The organism is Burkholderia metallica (assembly GCF_902832845.1).
Lineage (GTDB): Bacteria > Pseudomonadota > Gammaproteobacteria > Burkholderiales > Burkholderiaceae > Burkholderia > Burkholderia metallica.
On sequence record NZ_CADFDB010000015.1, the window covers coordinates 1 to 16,774 of the forward strand.

Below are 16,774 nucleotides of genomic sequence, written 5' to 3' on the forward strand. Positions count from 1 at the left end.
TACAATCGACAGCGCATGCACACGTCGATCGGCTACTGCACTCCCGTGGAATACGAAACCCTACGCGCTGCTGCATGACATGCTGTACGTGAAAACGAGGCAGGGTTAAGGTGTTCCTCGAAGCGGGTAGGGGCGCCCAATGCGATCTCGATCTCGGTCGGCGCGATCGCGTCCCGCCCGCGCTCGTGCTCGAGCAGCAGCGCGAACGCGGCGACGTCCAACTGCTTCGCGGTCAACCAGCCGGTCAGCTGCAGGATGAGGCGCCGCGCGACGAACAGCAGCGCCTCGGCGTACTCGACGCGATCCGTCAGTTCGACGCGCGTATCGAACGACGGCGGCATTTCGAGCCAGTCGTAGGCGGCCGGCGCGGTGCCGGCGACTTGGTCGAGCCAGTCTAGCAACTGCGTACCGCAGCGCTTTTTCAGCCCGGCGCGCGGCAAGCGCTGCAGGTCGGCCAGCGTTTCGCAACCCAGCTCGTCGAACCAGGTCGCATACCGGCGTGCCTCGGGCGCCACGGCGAGCGGCACGCGTGAGAGCGCGCGGCGCAGCGATCGTGCGGAAAGCGCGAGCCCGCCGCGCAGGCCGCGGGCGATCATCCACGCGGCTGGGCCGGTCGACGCGACGGATACCGCTGCCGTGACGCCGAACGACGCGACGACGTCGCGCACGCGCTGGCGCAGCGCACGGATGCCGTGAAAGAGGCGCAGGCTGGCCGTCACGTCGAGCAGCACCACGGCTTCGTCGGCGTCGACGACGCTCGGCGTGAACTGCAGCAGCGAATACGCGACGCCGAGCACGAGCTCGCGTTCGCGCGCGGCGTCGCGCTCGCGGATCTGCGCGTCCGGCGCGAGCGACAGCATGCCACCGCGGCGCATGCCCGCGACAACGCCGAGCGCACGCGCGGCGCGATCGAGCGCCACGACGCGGCCGCCCTCGAGCACGACCAGGCCGCGCGCATCGTCAGACGACGGCGCCGGCGATCGCGGCCGGAACGTTTCGAGGTTGAGGTGCGGCAGATGCACGCCGATCCACGTGGGCATGGCGGTTCAACAGAATGGGAGACGGAAACAAAGGCACGTAAAGCGGCGTGTCGCGCGCCGGCCCGCGGCGCTTCACGATCGTGACTTCGACGCCATCGCGCTTCGGGGCCAGCGCGAGCCGCAGCGGCGCCGGCGACGCATCGCGCGCGGCGGCCGCCGGCCGGAACAGGAAAAAGAGTGCAGATCCGCTCTGCGCGGCCAGATTCAGGCGCCGCAGAGCGTCGGTGCGGACATGCGCCTGCCAGAGCAGCACGGCGGCGCAGGTGCCGGCGCGCAGCGCTTGCTCGGCCGCCCACAATGCATCGGCCGTACGCGGTGCCGGCAGCGCCACGAATCCGGACGGATCAACGCCCCAATACGCGAGCGCGAGCGGCTGCAACGCATGCGGCGGCTGGATTAGCACGACCGGCTTGCCCGACCCGCGCGCGAGCACGGGCGCGAGCAGCCGCAGCTCGCCGATGCCGGGCTGCTGCGCGAGCAGTTCGACCAGCGCGCCGGCTGGCCAGCCGCCGCCGGGCAGTTCGGCGCTTAACGTCGGATGCCCGGTATCGACGCCGCGTGTGCCCGAGCGGGGCAGGTGCGACGCCTTCCACAGACTCGGATGAATCGCTTCCGGATGGGCGAGGGCGGGGTGCATGGGGTCGGCTTCAAAAAACACTGTACGTTTATACAGTATGCCACAGCTTTCGGACCCATCAACCCCCGTGCGTCTATGCCGCCAGCTGGTGCTCGTAGTATGGCCGTTCGCGATCGGTGAGGATCTCGCGCAGCTGAGCACGCCGGGATGGATCCGGCGCTAGCCAGGCGTCGACGTTCGAGGATTTAATTGGCACGATGCACCTGTAGGAATACTTCATTTTGTTAGTAAGAAATGTGTTGACAGACATGGCACTCTGTACTGCTATTCAATTTCTTTGAGAAGAGTAGCGGGATGGGGGTCCGGGGGAAGGGATGCGGCCTGTGGATAACTCGGAACTAGAGCGGCTGCGCGGCCTCGCAGTGCTCGACGTGCTTCATCTGATGGCCGAACACACGAAGCTCGATCGGGACTTCGCTCCTGTGCGCGCCTTCAACACCCGACGCGTGCACGTGACTGCTGCCGGCGCCGACTGGGAGTTGTTGGTCGACGGCGCTCGCTTCTTCGACACGCGGGAACGCAAGGGCGGCGGCGGTGCCGTCGACCTCGTGATGCACCTATGGCGCGTGCCATTCAAGCAAGCGGTGAAGATGTTGCGCGAGGCCGGCGCGTGAGGTATGTACGTGCCACCGAGGAGTTCGTCTTCGCCGGACGACCGCGGCCGGGATTCCCCTTGATCCTCGACGACTCGATGACGCCCGCGCAGCCGTTCCACGACTACCTGCTGTACCGGTTGCTCGAGCGTGGCAAGACGCTGGATCCCAAGACTTGGGAGGCGTATGGGCGCCGGCTCTGGGATTTCGCCCGATTTCTGCAGGCGAACGATTGGAGCTGGAACGATCCATTCATGTCGGTTGGGCAGAGCGTCGTGCGTGTCTACCGCGACTGGCAGGCTCAAGACCTCAAACTGGACCCGGCAACCGTCAACGACCGGTTGAGGTTGGTTGCAGCGATGTACCAATGGGCACATGAGCGCGGGCGGATCGACCGCTTGCCCTTCGGCTGTTCCGATATCGCCGTGTACGGCATTGAGCATGACCTGGCCCACGTCACTGGCGGTCGCAAGACGTTGAGCCGTCCGGCAGTGCTGCTCAACGAATGGGACAAGGAACCCGCGTTCCTGACAGTAGACCAACTGAAGATCGCGCGGCAATCGATACGCTCTGCATCGCAACGGCTGCTGTTCGATCTGATGGCGCGGGTTGGTCTGCGCTCAGTCGAGGCACGCACCTTCCCTCTGTCGTACGTGTTTGATCCCAGTGCCCAAAAAGCTCTGAAGCCGGGCACCTTTATCGAAGTGCGCCTCGACCCGCGGGACATGGAGATCAAGTTGAACAAGGCCCGGGTCGTGCACGTGCCATACAGCCTGATGGAGGACATGTACGCATACACGACATACGAGCGCAACGGTCTCGTAGGAGCGGCGGAGCGTAAGGAACTGGTCCTGACGATCCACGGCCAGCGCTACAGCAAGGAAGCCGCGGTGAAGGTCTGCACGGATCTCAGCAACCGGGTCGGCTTCCGGGTACGCCCGCTCATGCTGCGTCACAGCTACGCGATTCATACCCTGCTGCTGTTGCGCAGCCGTCCCGAGATCAAGCTCGAGCCGCTCATGTACGTCCGCGATCGTCTCGGTCACGCGAGTGTCCAAACCACAATGGTGTACCTGCAGCAGATCGAGCGGCTGTTGGGCGCCGAGGCGCTGGCGATGATGGACGAGTTTGACAGGCTCTACGGGGTGAGCAAAGCCTTGGCCTCGGCGCCGCAGGTATCCACCGTTGATCCTTGACACTGAGCCACGCCATGGGCAGAACGAAGAACTACAACGTCAGCGAGAATCGCGCCGCGCCGGTCGGCGCCACATCGGCGTCACGCGAATCGCCGAGGGCCAGCGCCGACGACACCTGCATCGACATGGCGACGCTGTTGGGGCGAGAGGCCCGCTTCCCTCAGAGAATCAAGACGCTCGATCTTCGTGACTGGCTGGGACGTGGCATCGACGACTGGGTGTGCACATCCGGCTTCTGCCTCAAGGCGATGCTGCTCTCTGGCGCGCGCGCGACAGCCTCCGTCACCACGTACTTCGGGCAATTGCATTACCTGTTCGAGTACCTCACGGGCAGTTCGCAAACATCTGTGCCCCCGAGGCCGAAGCTCCCGTCGGACCTGTCTCCGCAACATGTCCAGCACTTCATCGGCTGGCTGCAGAAGCGGGCGCAGGCTGCAGATTGGAGACCGAGTTCGACGCGCAATACCTACCGGGCCGTCAAGACCGTACTCACCGAAATGTTCGTACAGGGCTTCATCGAGGGTGAGCCTTCGCGCTTTTTCCGGCACAGTGCGTTACCGTGGAGCTGCGAAGACAGTCTGCAAACTAGCCTGAGTGACGCGGAGCAAGAGCGCCTGGCCAAGGCTATCAAGTCCGATCTCGTTGATGTTCACCACGGCCGTCTGCCGCTGAAGCAAGGTGCCGTGCAGGGTCTCAGGCTATTGCTGGTGGCGCATCGCCAGGGGCTCAACCCGACGCCCCTGCTCGAGATGTGCCGTGACGCGTTGGCGCCGGGATTCCTGCCTGGCACGATCCGCATGCGCACTGCCAAGCACCGCAGCAAAAAGGTCCGTTCCAGTATCGGCCGCGCCGCTCTTGAACGGCAAGCGTCAACGCAACCGAGCGAGCCCCCCGCCGAGCAAGACCTTTGTTTCGACCTCTCTGAAGGCGCTGTGCTGCAGCAAGCCATCGCGAGCACCCGCGAGCTGGTGTGTGAGGCACCGCCCGCCCTGAAGCAGCGAATCTGGTTGTATCGCGCTGAAGCAAGTGCTGGGTCGATAAAGAGGGGCAACATCACCTGTCTCGACAGCAGGTCCCTCCGTAGGGCGATCCAAGGCGTCATCCAACGCCACAACCTGCTGGGAGACGACGGCCTGCCGTTGCGCCTCAATCTTAGTCGCCTGCGCAAAAGCCGCTTTGACCGCGCACTGCGTACCGCCGACGGCGACATCGCGACCACTGCCAACCTGATGGGTAACACGCCGAGGGTCGCCGGGGCGAACTACCCGTCGATGAACGCGGCGCGCAAGGCCGAAGCGGCGAGCTTCATGAACGGCGACTACACTGCTTTGATGCGGACCGAAGGTCAGGCGCCGAGGGGGCCCGAGATCCAGCCAGTGCAAGTGCGGCCCTTCAGGCTCGGCAAAGACGGCGCAAGCGCCTTGCCGACTCCGACGCCGGTCTCTGCGTGCTCGGATTCGATCAGCGGCGAGCACGCGCCGAATGACGGCCACAGCCACTGCGACCGCTACGTCATGTGCTTGTTCTGCTCGAGCTTTGCCATCGTCGGCACCGTGGACGAACTCTGGCGCCTGTTCAGCTTCCAGATGTTCGCGCAAGCCGAACTTGACTACCTTGACGAAGCCCTGGGTCCGGAGCGCACGGCCGACGGCCTGCTCGAGGACCTGCGTGATCGATACCGGGTGGCCATCCCCTATATCGACGATTTCACTCAGCGCCAGTTCGCGCGCAGCGGGGTCGCGCAGGCTCGTGCCAGGACCGCCTCAGGCCTGCACCCCTACTGGCAGCACCAGATGACCATGAGTAGCCGCGCACGCAGCCGTGTCTTAGCGCCGGAACCGCACGATGACGCATCGCAGAGCGTCGCTGTCGGACTGCAGGCTCGCAGAACGCGCCGGGCAGGACCCAGGGCATGAGTCACACCTCTGCCTTGGTCCTTGGTACGCCCCAAGAACACGCTGAAGACCTTGTCGTGCCGGTCGGCTCTATGCCGGCGCCACGTGCCCTGCGGGCCTTCGAGTTGCTGGCGGCTCAGCCGATCAGCTTGGTCGGCATCCCGCCGGCTGAGCGTGACGCCATCGTGGTGACCGCCGTGGCTGATGCCGCTGGCCACGAGCACCCAGTGAGCCGCTTCGGCGACCGCGTCTGGGACCTCGCGTCGGAGGTCGAGGCGAAGAACCGCAAGGGTTCGGCCTCGAAGATCGTCTGGCCGGACGATGTGCCGAACGCGCTGGTCGACGATGCCAAGGCGGCACTCTACTGCGCCCAGCGACGCGGCCCCCGTGGGCGGCAGTGGTCGGGTAGCTCTATTGCGGAGATTGGCCACAGGGCCGTCCAGGTGCTGAGGCACCTCGCACAATTGGGGCTGGGCGACTTCAGTCAGGTACGCGCGCTGCACCTGTCTGATCACATTACGGATCTGCGGCGCACGCTCAAGCCGATGTCCGTGCATAAGCGGCTGCAGATTATCGACCTCGTGTGGTCATTCCACATGGAAGTCCTGCACCCGTTGCCTGAGCACCCGTGGATGGGGCTTGCCCTCTGGGACGTATGTGGCGGTAACGAGGGCGACCGGGGGCCATCGGGCCGCACCGGCATGACCCCTGTGATTCCGCGCTCGGTGCAGCGCATACTCTTTGCTCACTGCGAAGCCAGCCTCGCTCAGGCAGAGGACCTGTTCTGGGCTCGAGACGCTGGTGAAGTCGGAGCCCCCAATCGCGCCGCGCTCACCGCGATCCGCAATGCGGTCCTGTATCTGCTGCAGATCTCTTCGGGAATGCGAAACTCGGAGAGCACCGGCGTCACCAGCGGGTGTTGGCGTACCGAACAGCGCAACGGCGTGACGTATCACTGGGTGCGCACGCGCGAGATCAAGACGACCGGCGGAGCCGAGGTCGACTTCCTGGTGCCCCCGGAGGCCATCAGCGCGCTCGAGATCCTGCAGCGCTACGCCGAACCGCTGCAGGCTCGGTTGGCCGACGAGGCACGATGGCTCGAAGACGTACTGGCACAGGGCCCCGATCTCACTGGTCACCTGAGTAACGGCATGAAGATGGCTGAGGCCGCGCACCGCCTGAACCATGTGCGTGGAATCGGCCGGCATCTGGTTCTGGGCCTGAACGTGAAAGCCTCTGACCACTTGGGAACCGGGTCGCGGGTCGAGGTGCTGAGCTCAACTTCCTGCGCCTACCAATTGAAGCAACTGGCTGTGGCTGCCGGGACGGAGTGGGACCTGGCCAACCATCAGTGCCGTCGCACCTTCGCCTACAACGTCGCAAACTCGCGTCTGGGGCGAATGGGCCTCGTCTTCCTGAAGTGGCAACTCAAACATGCGTCGATGTCGTGGACGCAGCTTTACGCCGCCAGCCCCTACCAGGATCACGCGCTATATCGTGAGTTCGAGGAGGAGATGTTCGAGGCGCGGCTGGGGCTGCTGGAAGGTTGGGCACATCCCGATGCACTGCTTAGCGGGGGCGCCGGCAAGAAGATCATGCAGACGCGGGCTCGTGCCGCACGAGACCTCAAGCAGCTCCTGAGACAAACGGCCGAGTCGGTCGAACTGCGCAGCACCGGACACGCGTGGTGCATCAGTGGCACGCACGGCTGTCACGGCCAAGGGGTGTACGATCCGTCAATGTGCGGTGGTTGCTCGCAGGCCATCATCGACCAGGGACAAGCATCTGCGTGGCAAATGATCCACCTGGACAACCTGCGGCTAGCGGCGATCACCGATTGCGGCCCCGTCGTGGCCGACAAGGCGCGGCGGGCGGTCGAGCGCTCGAAGCAGGTGCTGCACAATCTCGGCTGCGCGCTGCCGACCGATGACCAGGCCCAGGCGTATACGGCCGCGCGGGAGGGCGCATGAGCACCCGTGCAGGCACCACGCCCGCCGAGCCCCAGACCGAGTCGGCGCCGCGTCGCCGGAGCAGAGGGAAGACGCGGGAGGAACTGCAACTGGCGATGCTGCGGGTCAAGAACAAGGGGCTGAAGCTGAGCATCTCCGCAGTTGCCACCGAGGCCGGCGTGAGCGCCGGCCTCATCCACAACACGTATCCCGACATCGCCGAAGAGATCCGCGCTCAAGTCGGTCGGGGCACTCGGCAGCAGCGCGACGCCAAGGTTGCGGAGGTCAAGGAAGTAAGAGGGCGGTTGAAGGCCCTGCGCATGGAGCGAGACGCTGCACTGGCCGACGTCGCGAGGCTGGCCTCAATCAATGAAACGCTGCGTCAGGAGGTCGCAATGTTGCGGGCGGCAGCTTCTGGAAAGATGGTCGTTTTGCCCCCTCAGATGGACGTTTAAGCCGTTTGCTTGGATCCCTTTGGTCTCGCCGCATTTTACCGGTGAAAGTCGGTCTAGCTGAGGCGCAGTCCCGATGAGATGGTTCGGACCAAGGTACGTCGCTCATGTTGCGTCGATCTGTCGGTGTTCCTGTCAAAGCCTACAGAACTCGCAACATCGAAGCGGCCGACCCCGGACATACGCCCTGGAATTGGCTCGACGCCAACACCAAGGGCGGTACGTCGTCGCGCGCAACGCGCACGAAGCCCTGACGGGTGAAATAGTTCTCCGCGGTCGTGGTGAGGAGCACTAGCGACCGGACTTGTAGCGAATGACACGCGGCGACTAGCTGCGACACGATACGCTGCCCCACACCAGAACCGCGGGCATGTTCCGCCACCGCAATGGAGCGCAAAAGCGCAGCGTCGCGGTAATGCTCAATGCCGCCGCACCCGCACATCGTCGAACCTTCCATTGCGACCACAAAATCCTGCAAATGATCGCTCACACCGACGACAGGCAGACCGCATTGATGCAGCAGGGTTTCAATCGACGCCAGGTCATCGACAGTGGCGGGACGGATCTCCATTTGTCACTCCTTGGACGGGGTTCTAGATGCTCCGCTGGTTCACGCGCTTCGACAGTTCCTCTGCGCTTTCCTTTCGCTCGCTGTACCGATCGACCAGATAGGGACCGATGTCCCGGGTCAGCAAAGTGAACTTCACCAACTCTTCCATGACGTCGACAACACGATCGTAATAGGACGACGGCTTCATTCGGCCTGCTTCGTCGAATTCAGCGAACGCCTTGGCCACCGACGACTGGTTCGGGATGGTCAGCATGCGCATCCAGCGCCCCAGCACACGCATCTGGTTCACCGCGTTGAACGATTGCGAGCCGCCGCTCACCTGCATCACCGCAAGCGTTTTGCCCTGCGTCGGCCGAACCGCACCGACCGACAGCGGAATCCAGTCGATCTGTGACTTCATGATCCCGGTCATCGCGCCGTGTCGTTCCGGCGAGCACCAGACCATCCCTTCCGACCACATTACCAGCTCGCGCAGTTCGACCACCTTCGGATGACTCTCGGGCGCGTCATCGGGCAGCGGCAGGCCGCTCGGATTGAACACGCGCACCTCGGCGCCCATCGCCGTCAGCAGGCGCTCGGCTTCCTCGACCAGCAGGCGGCTGAACGAACGCTCACGCAGCGAACCGTAAAGCAGCAGGAGCCGCGGCGGATGAGTGGAAGGCGCCGCAGGCCGCAGTTCAGCGGCGTCCGGCACGCGAAAATGTGTTGCGTCGAGCTGCGACAGGTCTTTCAGTTGCTCAGACACGCTTGCCCTCCGCATTGATCACGACCTCGCCGTCCTCCTTGGTGAACGATCCTTTCTGCGGGTTCGGCAGAATGTCCAGAACAGCTTCCGACGGCCGGCAAAGCTTCGTGCCGATCGGCGTGACCACGATGGGCCGGTTCATCAGAATCGGATGCTGCCCGATGAGATCGAGCAACTGCTCATCGGTCCACTTCGGATCATCAAGGCCGAGTTCCGCATAAGGCGTGCCCTTCTCACGCAGTACCTCGCGTACGGTCAGGCCCGCGTCAGCCAGCAGCTTGACTAGCGTTTCTCGCGACGGCGGCGTCTTGAGGTACTCGATAATGATAGGCTCCTCGCCGCTGTTACGGATCAGGGCCAGCGTGTTGCGCGACGTGCCGCAGTTGGGGTTGTGGTAGATGGTGATATCAGTCATGTCGAGATTTCTCTGTTCGTATCAAGCGCGGCACTCGTACCAGCCCTTCGACTGGTTCACGATGCGCACCACCAGCAGCATGACCGGCACTTCGATCAGCACGCCGACGACAGTGGCCAGCGCCGCACCAGAGTGGAAACCGAACAGACTGATCGCGGCCGCGACGGCCAGTTCGAAGAAGTTCGACGCGCCGATCAGTGCCGACGGGCACGCGATGTTGTGCTTCTCTCCGACAGCGCGGTTGAGCCAGTAGGCCAGCGCCGAATTGAAGAACACCTGGATTAGGATCGGCACCGCGAGCAGCGCGATCACCAGCGGTTGTTTCAGGATCGCTTCGCCTTGGAACGCGAACAGCAGCACGAGCGTCGCGAGCAGCGCGGCGATCGACCACGGGCCGATCTTCGCCATTGCAGCATCGAATGCCGCCTGCCCCTTCGCGAGCAGCACCTTGCGCCAGATCTGCGCGAGGATCACCGGGATGACGATGTAGAGCACCACCGACGTGAGCAGCGTCGCCCACGGCACCGTGATTGCGGACATGCCGAGCAGCAACCCGACCAGCGGTGCGAACGCGATCACCATGATGCTGTCATTCAGCGCGACCTGCGACAACGTGAACAGCGGATCGCCGCCCGTCAGCCGGCTCCACACGAACACCATCGCCGTGCAAGGCGCAGCGGCCAGCAGGATCAGGCCCGCGATGTAGCTGTCGAGCTGGTCGGCCGGCAGCATCGGCGCGAACAGATGGCGGATAAACAGCCAGCCGAGAAACGCCATCGAGAACGGCTTGACGAGCCAGTTCACGATGAGCGTGACGCCGATGCCTTTGACGTGCTGACGCACTTCATGCAACGCGCCGAAGTCGACCTTGACCAGCATCGGGATGATCATCACCCAGATCAACAACCCGACCGGGAGGTTGACCTGCGCGTACTCCATCCGGCCGATTTGCTGGAACAGGCCGGGCAGCACCTGGCCGAGCGCGATGCCGGCGACGATACACAGCGCAACCCAGACGGTCAGATAGCGTTCGAAGAAATTGATGGCAGGCTTTGCGACGGCCTTGCCCGGTGGGGCGACGTTGGATGTATTCATTGGGCGATGTTCAGTCTTAAGGTCGTTGGCAGTCGCTCGTTTCTGCAGACCGCTATGCGAATGATTAGTTTTGCGAGATCTCGATCAGCGCCGTCTGGAGTCCGGCATTGCTCATGCGATCGAGCGGCAGCGCGAGCAACTGCAGCATGCGATAGCCGATTGCCTGGCGCGTGAGTTCAAAGGCGAGGCGCTTGCCTTCGTCCCCGCCCGTTGCGTTCGACGGATCGGCATAGCCCCAGTGCACGTTGACGGGGCTGCCGGGCCAGTACGGGCACGTCTCGGCCGCTGCGCTGTCGCATACCGTGATGACGACGCGCATTTCCGGCGCGCCGTCGCCGACGAACTCGTCCCAGCTCTTGCTGCGATATCCGTCGACGTCGACACCGGCGTTCGTCAACGCTTCCAGCGCGAACGGATTGAGGCGACCGCTCGGCGCGCTGCCGGCGCTGTACGCGCGCACGTCCTTGCCAAGCTTCGCGGCCCAATGATTCAGCATCCCTTCCGACAGCACGCTTCGCGCCGAATTGTGGGTGCAGAGAATCAGTACATTCGTGGTCATGTCAGAGCATCCGGATTTACTGTTGGCCGATTTCGCGCACTGACTTCTGCAGCGCGACGTTGTCGAGTTCGGTGATAGGCAATGACAGCAGCAGGTCGATCCGACGCTTCAACGTCAGCGCGGCGTCGTGCATGGCCTGTTGCTTCTGTTCGTCAGAGCCCTCGACTTCGGCCGGATCGGGCACGCCCCAATGCGCGATGATCGGTTGACCGGGCCAGATGGGGCAGACTTCGCCAGCGGCCTTGTCGCACACGGTGAACACAAAATCGAGCGTTGGCGCGCCAGGTGCGGCGAACTCGTCCCAGTTCTTGCTCCGATACCCGTCGGTTGGCAAATGCCAGCGCGCGAGCTCGCGCAGTGCGAACGGATTCACCTCGCCTTTCGGATGACTGCCGGCGGAGAAGGCGACGAAGCGCCCATTGCCAAGCTGGTTCATCAGGCCTTCGGACAGGATCGATCGGGCGGAATTGCCGGTGCAGATGAACAGCACGTTGTAGGGCTTGTCGCTCATGGATGGACCTCAGCAGCAGGATGATTTCACCGGCACGCCGATCGGCTTGCCGCGTGCAGGGGAACAGCAAGCAGAAGCTTCGGCATTCGATTCAGCCGACTGCGAGTTGCGCGATTCACCGAAGGTCGGAACGTCTCCGAGCGTCTGATACGTCTCCCAAGCGATGCCTTGCGGGTCGACGGCCCAGTACTTGTCGGAGCGCGCGTAACAGCACGCCGTGCCGATTTGCTCGTCGACGGGCACCGCGGCGCCGCTCAGGCGTGCGTGCATTTCGGCAAGCTCGGCCTCGTTCTCGACCTGAACGCCGAGATGATCGAGCCCCGGCGCGGCGCCGCGCTGCGAGATCGCGAAATTGACGCGTGGATCGTCGAGCATCCACTTGGCGTAATCGACCTTTTCAACGGTGGGCTGGCTCGCGAATAGCGCCGAATAAAACCGGATGCTGGCCGTCAGATCTTCGACGGAGAGGTGGATGTGCAGACGTTTCACGACGCGTTCTCCTTTGAGGGCTTGCAGCCACCGGCCCCGATGGGTGTGCAGGGATTGCCCCCGCAGCAGTTTTCGGTCAGAAAGCCCAGCAGATCGTTCATCGCCGCGTAGTTGGCCGAATAGATCATGAAGCGGCCACGCTGCTCGACCGTGACGAGATTCGCGTAGGTGAGCTCTTTCATATGAAAGGACAACGACGAGGGAGCGATGCCCAGCCGTTCGGCAATCTGACCGGCAGGCAGCCCCCCGGGGCCCGCTTCCACGAGTAGTCGAAAGACGGCCAGCCGGGATTCCTGAGCCAAGGCGCCGAGGGCGCGGACGACAGAGTTCGTTTCCATGTTTCAATCATAGTTGAAATATTGAACATTGCACAGCCTCTCCGCGCACCGATCGAACGACGCCGCCATCCGGCAACAAAAAGCGGCGCGACAGCGGTTGAGCCGCCATCGCGCCGCGTTGCATCCGAAATCAACCAAGTGCACTCAGGTTGCGTCGATACGTCGGCTCTTGAAGCTCACGGTTTCCTTGAAATCCTGAACCGACCCCACCCGGCGCAGGTTCGCCCACGTGCCCTTGTAGTACGGCACGACGTTCCGGTCCGTCCATGGGGTCGTCACGTTGCCCATGATCCCGTTGAAATGCCCGAACTGCATGAACGTCTGGCCATGCTTGATCGCGGGCTCGAGGTAGGCCATCGCGTAGGTCGAACCATAATCGTTATAGACCTCGACGACGTCACCGGACGTGATGCCGAGCGAACGCGCGTCGTCCGGGTTGAGCTCGAGAAAAGCCATCGGCACGCGTTCGCGCACGAACTCGTTGTACTGGTCGTGATAAAGGGTCTGCCAGACTTCGTTGACGCGGCCGTTGTTGATCCAGAATTTGTACTTCGCCTTCTGATCCGCCACCGGCTTCGGCAGGCCAGTCCACTTGGCCGGCTTGAATTGCGCTTTGCCATCGGCCGTGTCGAACTTGCCGTCCATGTAGAGCATTTCGGTTCCGATCAGCTTGCCGCCTTCGAATGACTTGGCGGGCAACTGGACACCGTTGTTGCCCATCGCGCGAAGCCGCGCGTAGGTCACCAGATTGCCGGTCTTGCCGCCCTGACTGTCGATTGGTCCGACGCCGGCTTGGCCCGCCTGCCGGAAGCCGTCATTGAATGCGTCTTCTTCGGTTTTCCAGTCGAAGCCGGCAAACCGGGCGGCCATGTCGCTCTTCCCTTCGGCCTCGTACATCCGCTTGAGCGTGTTCGCGATCGCGGCTGCAATTAGGCAGTCCGGCATCGCGGAGCCGGGCGGGTCCATGAAGCGCTCGGAGAGTCGCATGCGTCGCTCGCCGTTCATTGACGTCAGGTTCATCTCGCCGGGGTGTGCCGCCGGCAACATCAGATGTGCCGCTTCGGCAAGCTTGGTCGGATAGAGGTTGATGTTCGCGAAGAACAGCCCGCCCTTGTTCTTCACGGCGTCATAGGCGACGTCGACGAGCTGCGCAGTCGAAGCGCCACGCTCGCGCGACATTGCTTCGCGCACAATGCCGGCACGGTGCAAGATGACCGCGCGATGTTCTTCCGCGTTCAATGTCGTCTGGAATGGATTCGCGCCCCAGGCCGTGTACATCATGCCCTTGCCGTGAATGATCTCCTGGTCGACGTAGATCTTCATGTTGCCGGGATACGGAGGCCGTGTGTAGCCTTCCTGGTGTCCGCCCATCCGGACGACGCCGGTGCCGCGCCGACCGACGTTGTGCGTCGCGAGCACGACGTCGACCAACGCAGATTGGATCAGGTAGTTGTCGTTACCCCAGATGATCCCCTTTTCATAGGCGTGCATGGTCCTCGGGCGGTGCCCCGATGCCTTGGGTTTGTACGCCCATTCGGCCGCCTGCTTCAGACGCTCGACCGGCACACCGGTAATACGACTGGTTTCATCCAGCGACAAGCGGTTCGTCTTCAAGGCATCGTCAAAGGCGCTGGTGTATTCCGCAACGAAGGCCTTGTCGTGCCATCCCTGATCTACCACGTAGGTCAGCAAGCCGTCGAACAGCGCGATATCCGTACCGGGCTCAATGTCCAGATGCAAGACGTTCTGTTTGCCGGCGACCTTCTCGGCGATCGCAACCGTGGTGGTGCGTCGCGGGTCGACGAAGATGATCTTGGCGGCTGCGACACTCTCGCCGGGGAAGCGCTGCTTGCGCTTGTCGATGGTCTGCCCCTGCAGGTTCGGCAGCCAGTGGGCAAGGAAGTAGTTCGTCTGCGTTTCATATGAGTTGCAGCCGATCGCCATGATGACGTCGGCCAGCTCGGCGTCCTCATAGCTGTTGTTCAACTCGCCGATGCCCATTTCACGTGTGGCATGGCACTCCGAGTTGTAGGCCGGCCGGTTGTGGATGCGCACGAGCGGCGTCTTGAGCGCGGTGAACATCAGCTTGCCCGTTCCCCATGTGTTCTCGAAGCCGCCACCAGCACCACCGTGGTCGAAGCAATCGAAAGCGAGCACCGACGGGCCGTCGCGATCGAGGATCTTCTTGGTCAGGCCGGCATACAGCGCGAGCGCGTCTTCCCAGCTCGTATCCATCCATTGATCGGACAGATATATGCGAGGGCTGCGCAAGCGCTCTTTGGCGACGCCACCATCGGGGTTGTACATGACCTTCGCAAGCTGTCCGCCGCGTGTCGACGACAAGCCACGGTTGACGCTGCAGGTCTTGTCCGGCACGACCATGATGTTGTACCGGCGACCGTCCTTGTCGGTGATCGTGTTTTGCATCGCCGGCGTCATGACGATCGACAACGGCGGCAACTGGGTGCGGAAATCCAGCCCCAATGCGTTCTGGTTCGGTGCTCGTCCGCCTTCGACGTTTTCGGGCCATTTGAACACGTGGTATCCGCATCCGACGATGCAGAAGTGGCAGGTCAGATTCGTGCGCTGGGCCTGAACGGGCGGCAGTGCCACCCGATCCTTGTTGGTAGCCATGATCGTTCCCTCTACAGCAGGTTGGCTTGGCGGCCGTAAATCAACCCATCCACTGCAATCGCGCGTACCGTGCCATTGCTGGCGTTGTAGTCGAGCACGATCGAGGGAAGCTTTTCCGTTGCCTGTCCCGAAATCATCTGACCGGCTTTTTCAGCATCGAACTTGCTGAAGTGGCAAGGGCAATTGAATTCGCGTGTGGTGCCATCGTATGCAACCGGACAGCCCATGTGGGTGCACAACACGCTGAACGCGACGATGTCTTTATCGGGGCCGACGCCACCGGGGACGGGGGTCCGCATCTTGACTACCGCACATGGCGATGACGCATCCGGAAAGGTAAACGCGAGGGGTACGTTTGGTCGCAATTGCCCGGCGCGTGCGATCACTTTCGGGGTATAGGGCAGCGTCGTTCGTCCGGCGTCGACCTGAGCGGCCTGTGCCGATGGAGCCCCAGCCACGGTTACGCCGGCGGCTGCCCCGCCAGTGAGTTTGAGAAATTGCCTGCGGTTAAGACCCATGGTCTCCTCCATTTCGACATTTGATAGGCGGATTGCTTGATCGCATGTACGAACTGGATTCCAATCGAAATGGTGGCGGACGCAACTTCTTGTATGAAGTGCGGCACCCAGATTTTTATATTTCTTGAATTATTGATTCGGGTGTAGAGCAAACCTTTCAGAATTTCAAGGTGCACGGGCGAGCAAAAGCCATGCCGCCGGGTTTACGTGGACATCGCACGAGCGGGCGTCTCGGTTTTCTGCACCCCTCATGATCCACGCCGAACGGTGTCACTGGCTTCGTGCCCCGTCCGCCAGTTGAATTTTTGTTCGTGGATGCAATACTTCAAAGATTCGCCACGAAGCGTCACACTGCACCATGCCTGCCTCGATTACCTGCCTTACACGGCCTCTCGTCTGCGACGATTCAGGCTTGCGCTTTTCTGCATATGGTCATGGCTGGGGATACGTCGCAGTCAGACTTCCGGCAGCCGTCGTGTGCGACAAGCTCGGCGCCGGCGCAACGACTCCTGACCATTTGCTCGCGACATTCGAACTCCACCAGGAGCAAATCGCACGTGCTATCAGTCGACATCAATTGCCGAACTATGGCGAGGCCATTCAACTCGACGCGTCGGACTTCTAGGGCGATGTGGCACCAAGGCTTGGTCTGACTGCGGATCATTTACGCGGTTGCCCAAAGACTACGTACGACGAATCCCTACGCAGGTGGTCCAGAACGAATAGTCGAGGCGAATTCCTCGGACAGTACGGATATCCTGGAAACGCGCATGGCAAGAATCTCATCCTTTCCTTGACCCTCCCATGGTTGGAAGGTGAACACTGCAATTAGCGGCATTGGTCCGGTGGCACCGTGCGCAAACCAAGCTGCTTTAATGCGGGAGCAACTGCTATGTCGTGTTCGCTGCGGGACGACGTGCTGGCCGTCTTCGCCCGGTCGTGCGAAGAAGGAGAGTTCGAAGTCGCGGAACATCTGCTTTGCGCAATCGAAGTCATTGCACTGCAGTCACTCGATTTCGAGCAGCTTGATGTCGCATACGCATTTTTGGGACGAAGCCTGACGAACGGCCAGACAGGAAGTCATTGAATCAAATCCATATTTTTATAGGGGCAAACCGGAGACCCTTGTCGCGCCTA

17 protein-coding genes and 2 pseudogenes are annotated in these 16,774 nt (G+C 62.5%); 6 read left to right on the forward strand and 13 right to left on the reverse strand.

Annotation, left to right across the window (positions count from 1 at the left end):
- Nucleotides 1-107 precede the first annotated feature (107 nt).
- From HWX08_RS30445 to HWX08_RS34815, 3 genes and pseudogenes are all read right to left on the reverse strand, one after another.
- Nucleotides 108-1,040: pseudogene (locus HWX08_RS30445) on the reverse strand (Y-family DNA polymerase); the annotation flags it as partial.
- Nucleotides 961-1,677 carry a translesion DNA synthesis-associated protein ImuA gene (gene imuA, locus HWX08_RS30450; protein WP_058904020.1) on the reverse strand — a complete coding sequence of 239 codons (717 nt, stop codon included), beginning with the start codon at nucleotides 1,675-1,677 and terminating at the stop codon, nucleotides 961-963. The gene imuA and the pseudogene HWX08_RS30445, both read right to left, overlap by 80 nt.
- Before the next feature lie 73 nt (nucleotides 1,678-1,750).
- Nucleotides 1,751-1,882, reverse strand: a pseudogene (locus HWX08_RS34815) (SOS response-associated peptidase family protein); the annotation flags it as partial.
- Between the two features lie 118 nt (nucleotides 1,883-2,000).
- On the opposite strand from HWX08_RS34815, the gene HWX08_RS30455 reads away from it, so the two are divergent.
- Genes HWX08_RS30455 through HWX08_RS30475 form a run of 5 tightly spaced genes read left to right on the forward strand, consistent with a single transcriptional unit; the run spans nucleotide 2,001 to nucleotide 7,765 of the window.
- A complete protein-coding gene (locus HWX08_RS30455) occupies nucleotides 2,001-2,291 on the forward strand; it encodes a hypothetical protein (protein WP_021156947.1) in 291 nt (96 codons plus the stop codon).
- A 59-nt stretch (nucleotides 2,292-2,350) separates the two neighbouring features.
- Nucleotides 2,351-3,466 (forward strand): tyrosine-type recombinase/integrase, encoded by a 1,116-nt coding sequence (locus HWX08_RS30460; protein ID WP_021156948.1) that lies wholly within the window; start codon nucleotides 2,351-2,353, stop codon nucleotides 3,464-3,466.
- A 14-nt stretch (nucleotides 3,467-3,480) separates the two neighbouring features.
- Nucleotides 3,481-5,382: a hypothetical protein gene (locus HWX08_RS30465; protein ID WP_021156949.1), complete on the forward strand. Its 1,902-nt coding sequence runs from the start codon at nucleotides 3,481-3,483 to the stop codon at nucleotides 5,380-5,382.
- The gene (locus HWX08_RS30470) at nucleotides 5,379-7,331 is read left to right on the forward strand and encodes an integrase (protein ID WP_012218097.1); all 1,953 of its coding nucleotides are present in this window, start codon (nucleotides 5,379-5,381) and stop codon (nucleotides 7,329-7,331) included. The genes HWX08_RS30465 and HWX08_RS30470 overlap by 4 nt, the downstream gene beginning before the upstream one ends.
- Complete coding sequence (locus HWX08_RS30475) at nucleotides 7,328-7,765, forward strand: coiled-coil domain-containing protein (protein ID WP_012218096.1); 438 nt, start codon at nucleotides 7,328-7,330, stop codon at nucleotides 7,763-7,765. Before HWX08_RS30470 ends, HWX08_RS30475 begins: the two co-directional genes overlap by 4 nt.
- A gap of 139 nt (nucleotides 7,766-7,904) precedes the next feature.
- Here the strand turns inward: HWX08_RS30475 and arsN2 are convergent, their stop codons facing one another.
- The 10 genes from arsN2 to HWX08_RS30525 all read right to left on the reverse strand — a co-directional run bounded on the left by arsN2 (nucleotide 7,905) and on the right by HWX08_RS30525 (nucleotide 15,637).
- A complete protein-coding gene (arsN2, locus tag HWX08_RS30480; protein WP_012218095.1) occupies nucleotides 7,905-8,333 on the reverse strand; it encodes an arsenic resistance N-acetyltransferase ArsN2 in 429 nt (142 codons plus the stop codon).
- A 22-nt stretch (nucleotides 8,334-8,355) separates the two neighbouring features.
- Nucleotides 8,356-9,093, reverse strand: a complete 738-nt coding sequence (gene arsH / locus HWX08_RS30485) for an arsenical resistance protein ArsH (RefSeq protein ID WP_012218094.1) — start codon at nucleotides 9,091-9,093, stop codon at nucleotides 8,356-8,358.
- Nucleotides 9,071-9,493: an arsenate reductase (glutaredoxin) gene (arsC, locus tag HWX08_RS30490; RefSeq protein WP_012218093.1), complete on the reverse strand. Its 423-nt coding sequence runs from the start codon at nucleotides 9,491-9,493 to the stop codon at nucleotides 9,071-9,073. Before arsC ends, arsH begins: the two co-directional genes overlap by 23 nt.
- 21 nt (nucleotides 9,494-9,514) lie before the next feature.
- Complete coding sequence (gene arsB / locus HWX08_RS30495) at nucleotides 9,515-10,588, reverse strand: ACR3 family arsenite efflux transporter (RefSeq protein ID WP_012218092.1); 1,074 nt, start codon at nucleotides 10,586-10,588, stop codon at nucleotides 9,515-9,517.
- Between the two features lie 64 nt (nucleotides 10,589-10,652).
- Complete coding sequence (locus HWX08_RS30500; RefSeq protein ID WP_021156950.1) at nucleotides 10,653-11,147, reverse strand: arsenate reductase ArsC; 495 nt, start codon at nucleotides 11,145-11,147, stop codon at nucleotides 10,653-10,655.
- Between the two features lie 16 nt (nucleotides 11,148-11,163).
- Nucleotides 11,164-11,658, reverse strand: a complete 495-nt coding sequence (locus tag HWX08_RS30505; protein ID WP_012218090.1) for an arsenate reductase ArsC — start codon at nucleotides 11,656-11,658, stop codon at nucleotides 11,164-11,166.
- A gap of 9 nt (nucleotides 11,659-11,667) precedes the next feature.
- Entirely contained in the window at nucleotides 11,668-12,147 is a 480-nt protein-coding gene (locus HWX08_RS30510; protein ID WP_012218089.1) for an ArsI/CadI family heavy metal resistance metalloenzyme, read from the reverse strand.
- The gene (locus HWX08_RS30515) at nucleotides 12,144-12,485 is read right to left on the reverse strand and encodes an ArsR/SmtB family transcription factor (RefSeq protein WP_012218088.1); all 342 of its coding nucleotides are present in this window, start codon (nucleotides 12,483-12,485) and stop codon (nucleotides 12,144-12,146) included. Before HWX08_RS30515 ends, HWX08_RS30510 begins: the two co-directional genes overlap by 4 nt.
- A gap of 144 nt (nucleotides 12,486-12,629) precedes the next feature.
- Complete coding sequence (locus HWX08_RS30520; RefSeq protein WP_012218087.1) at nucleotides 12,630-15,119, reverse strand: arsenate reductase (azurin) large subunit; 2,490 nt, start codon at nucleotides 15,117-15,119, stop codon at nucleotides 12,630-12,632.
- A gap of 11 nt (nucleotides 15,120-15,130) precedes the next feature.
- Entirely contained in the window at nucleotides 15,131-15,637 is a 507-nt protein-coding gene (locus HWX08_RS30525) for an arsenate reductase (azurin) small subunit (RefSeq protein ID WP_012218086.1), read from the reverse strand.
- Nucleotides 15,638-16,529: 892 nt separating this feature from the next.
- Here HWX08_RS30525 and HWX08_RS30530 point away from each other — a divergent pair.
- A complete protein-coding gene (locus tag HWX08_RS30530) occupies nucleotides 16,530-16,724 on the forward strand; it encodes a hypothetical protein (RefSeq protein ID WP_012464904.1) in 195 nt (64 codons plus the stop codon).
- Nucleotides 16,725-16,774: the final 50 nt, after the last annotated feature.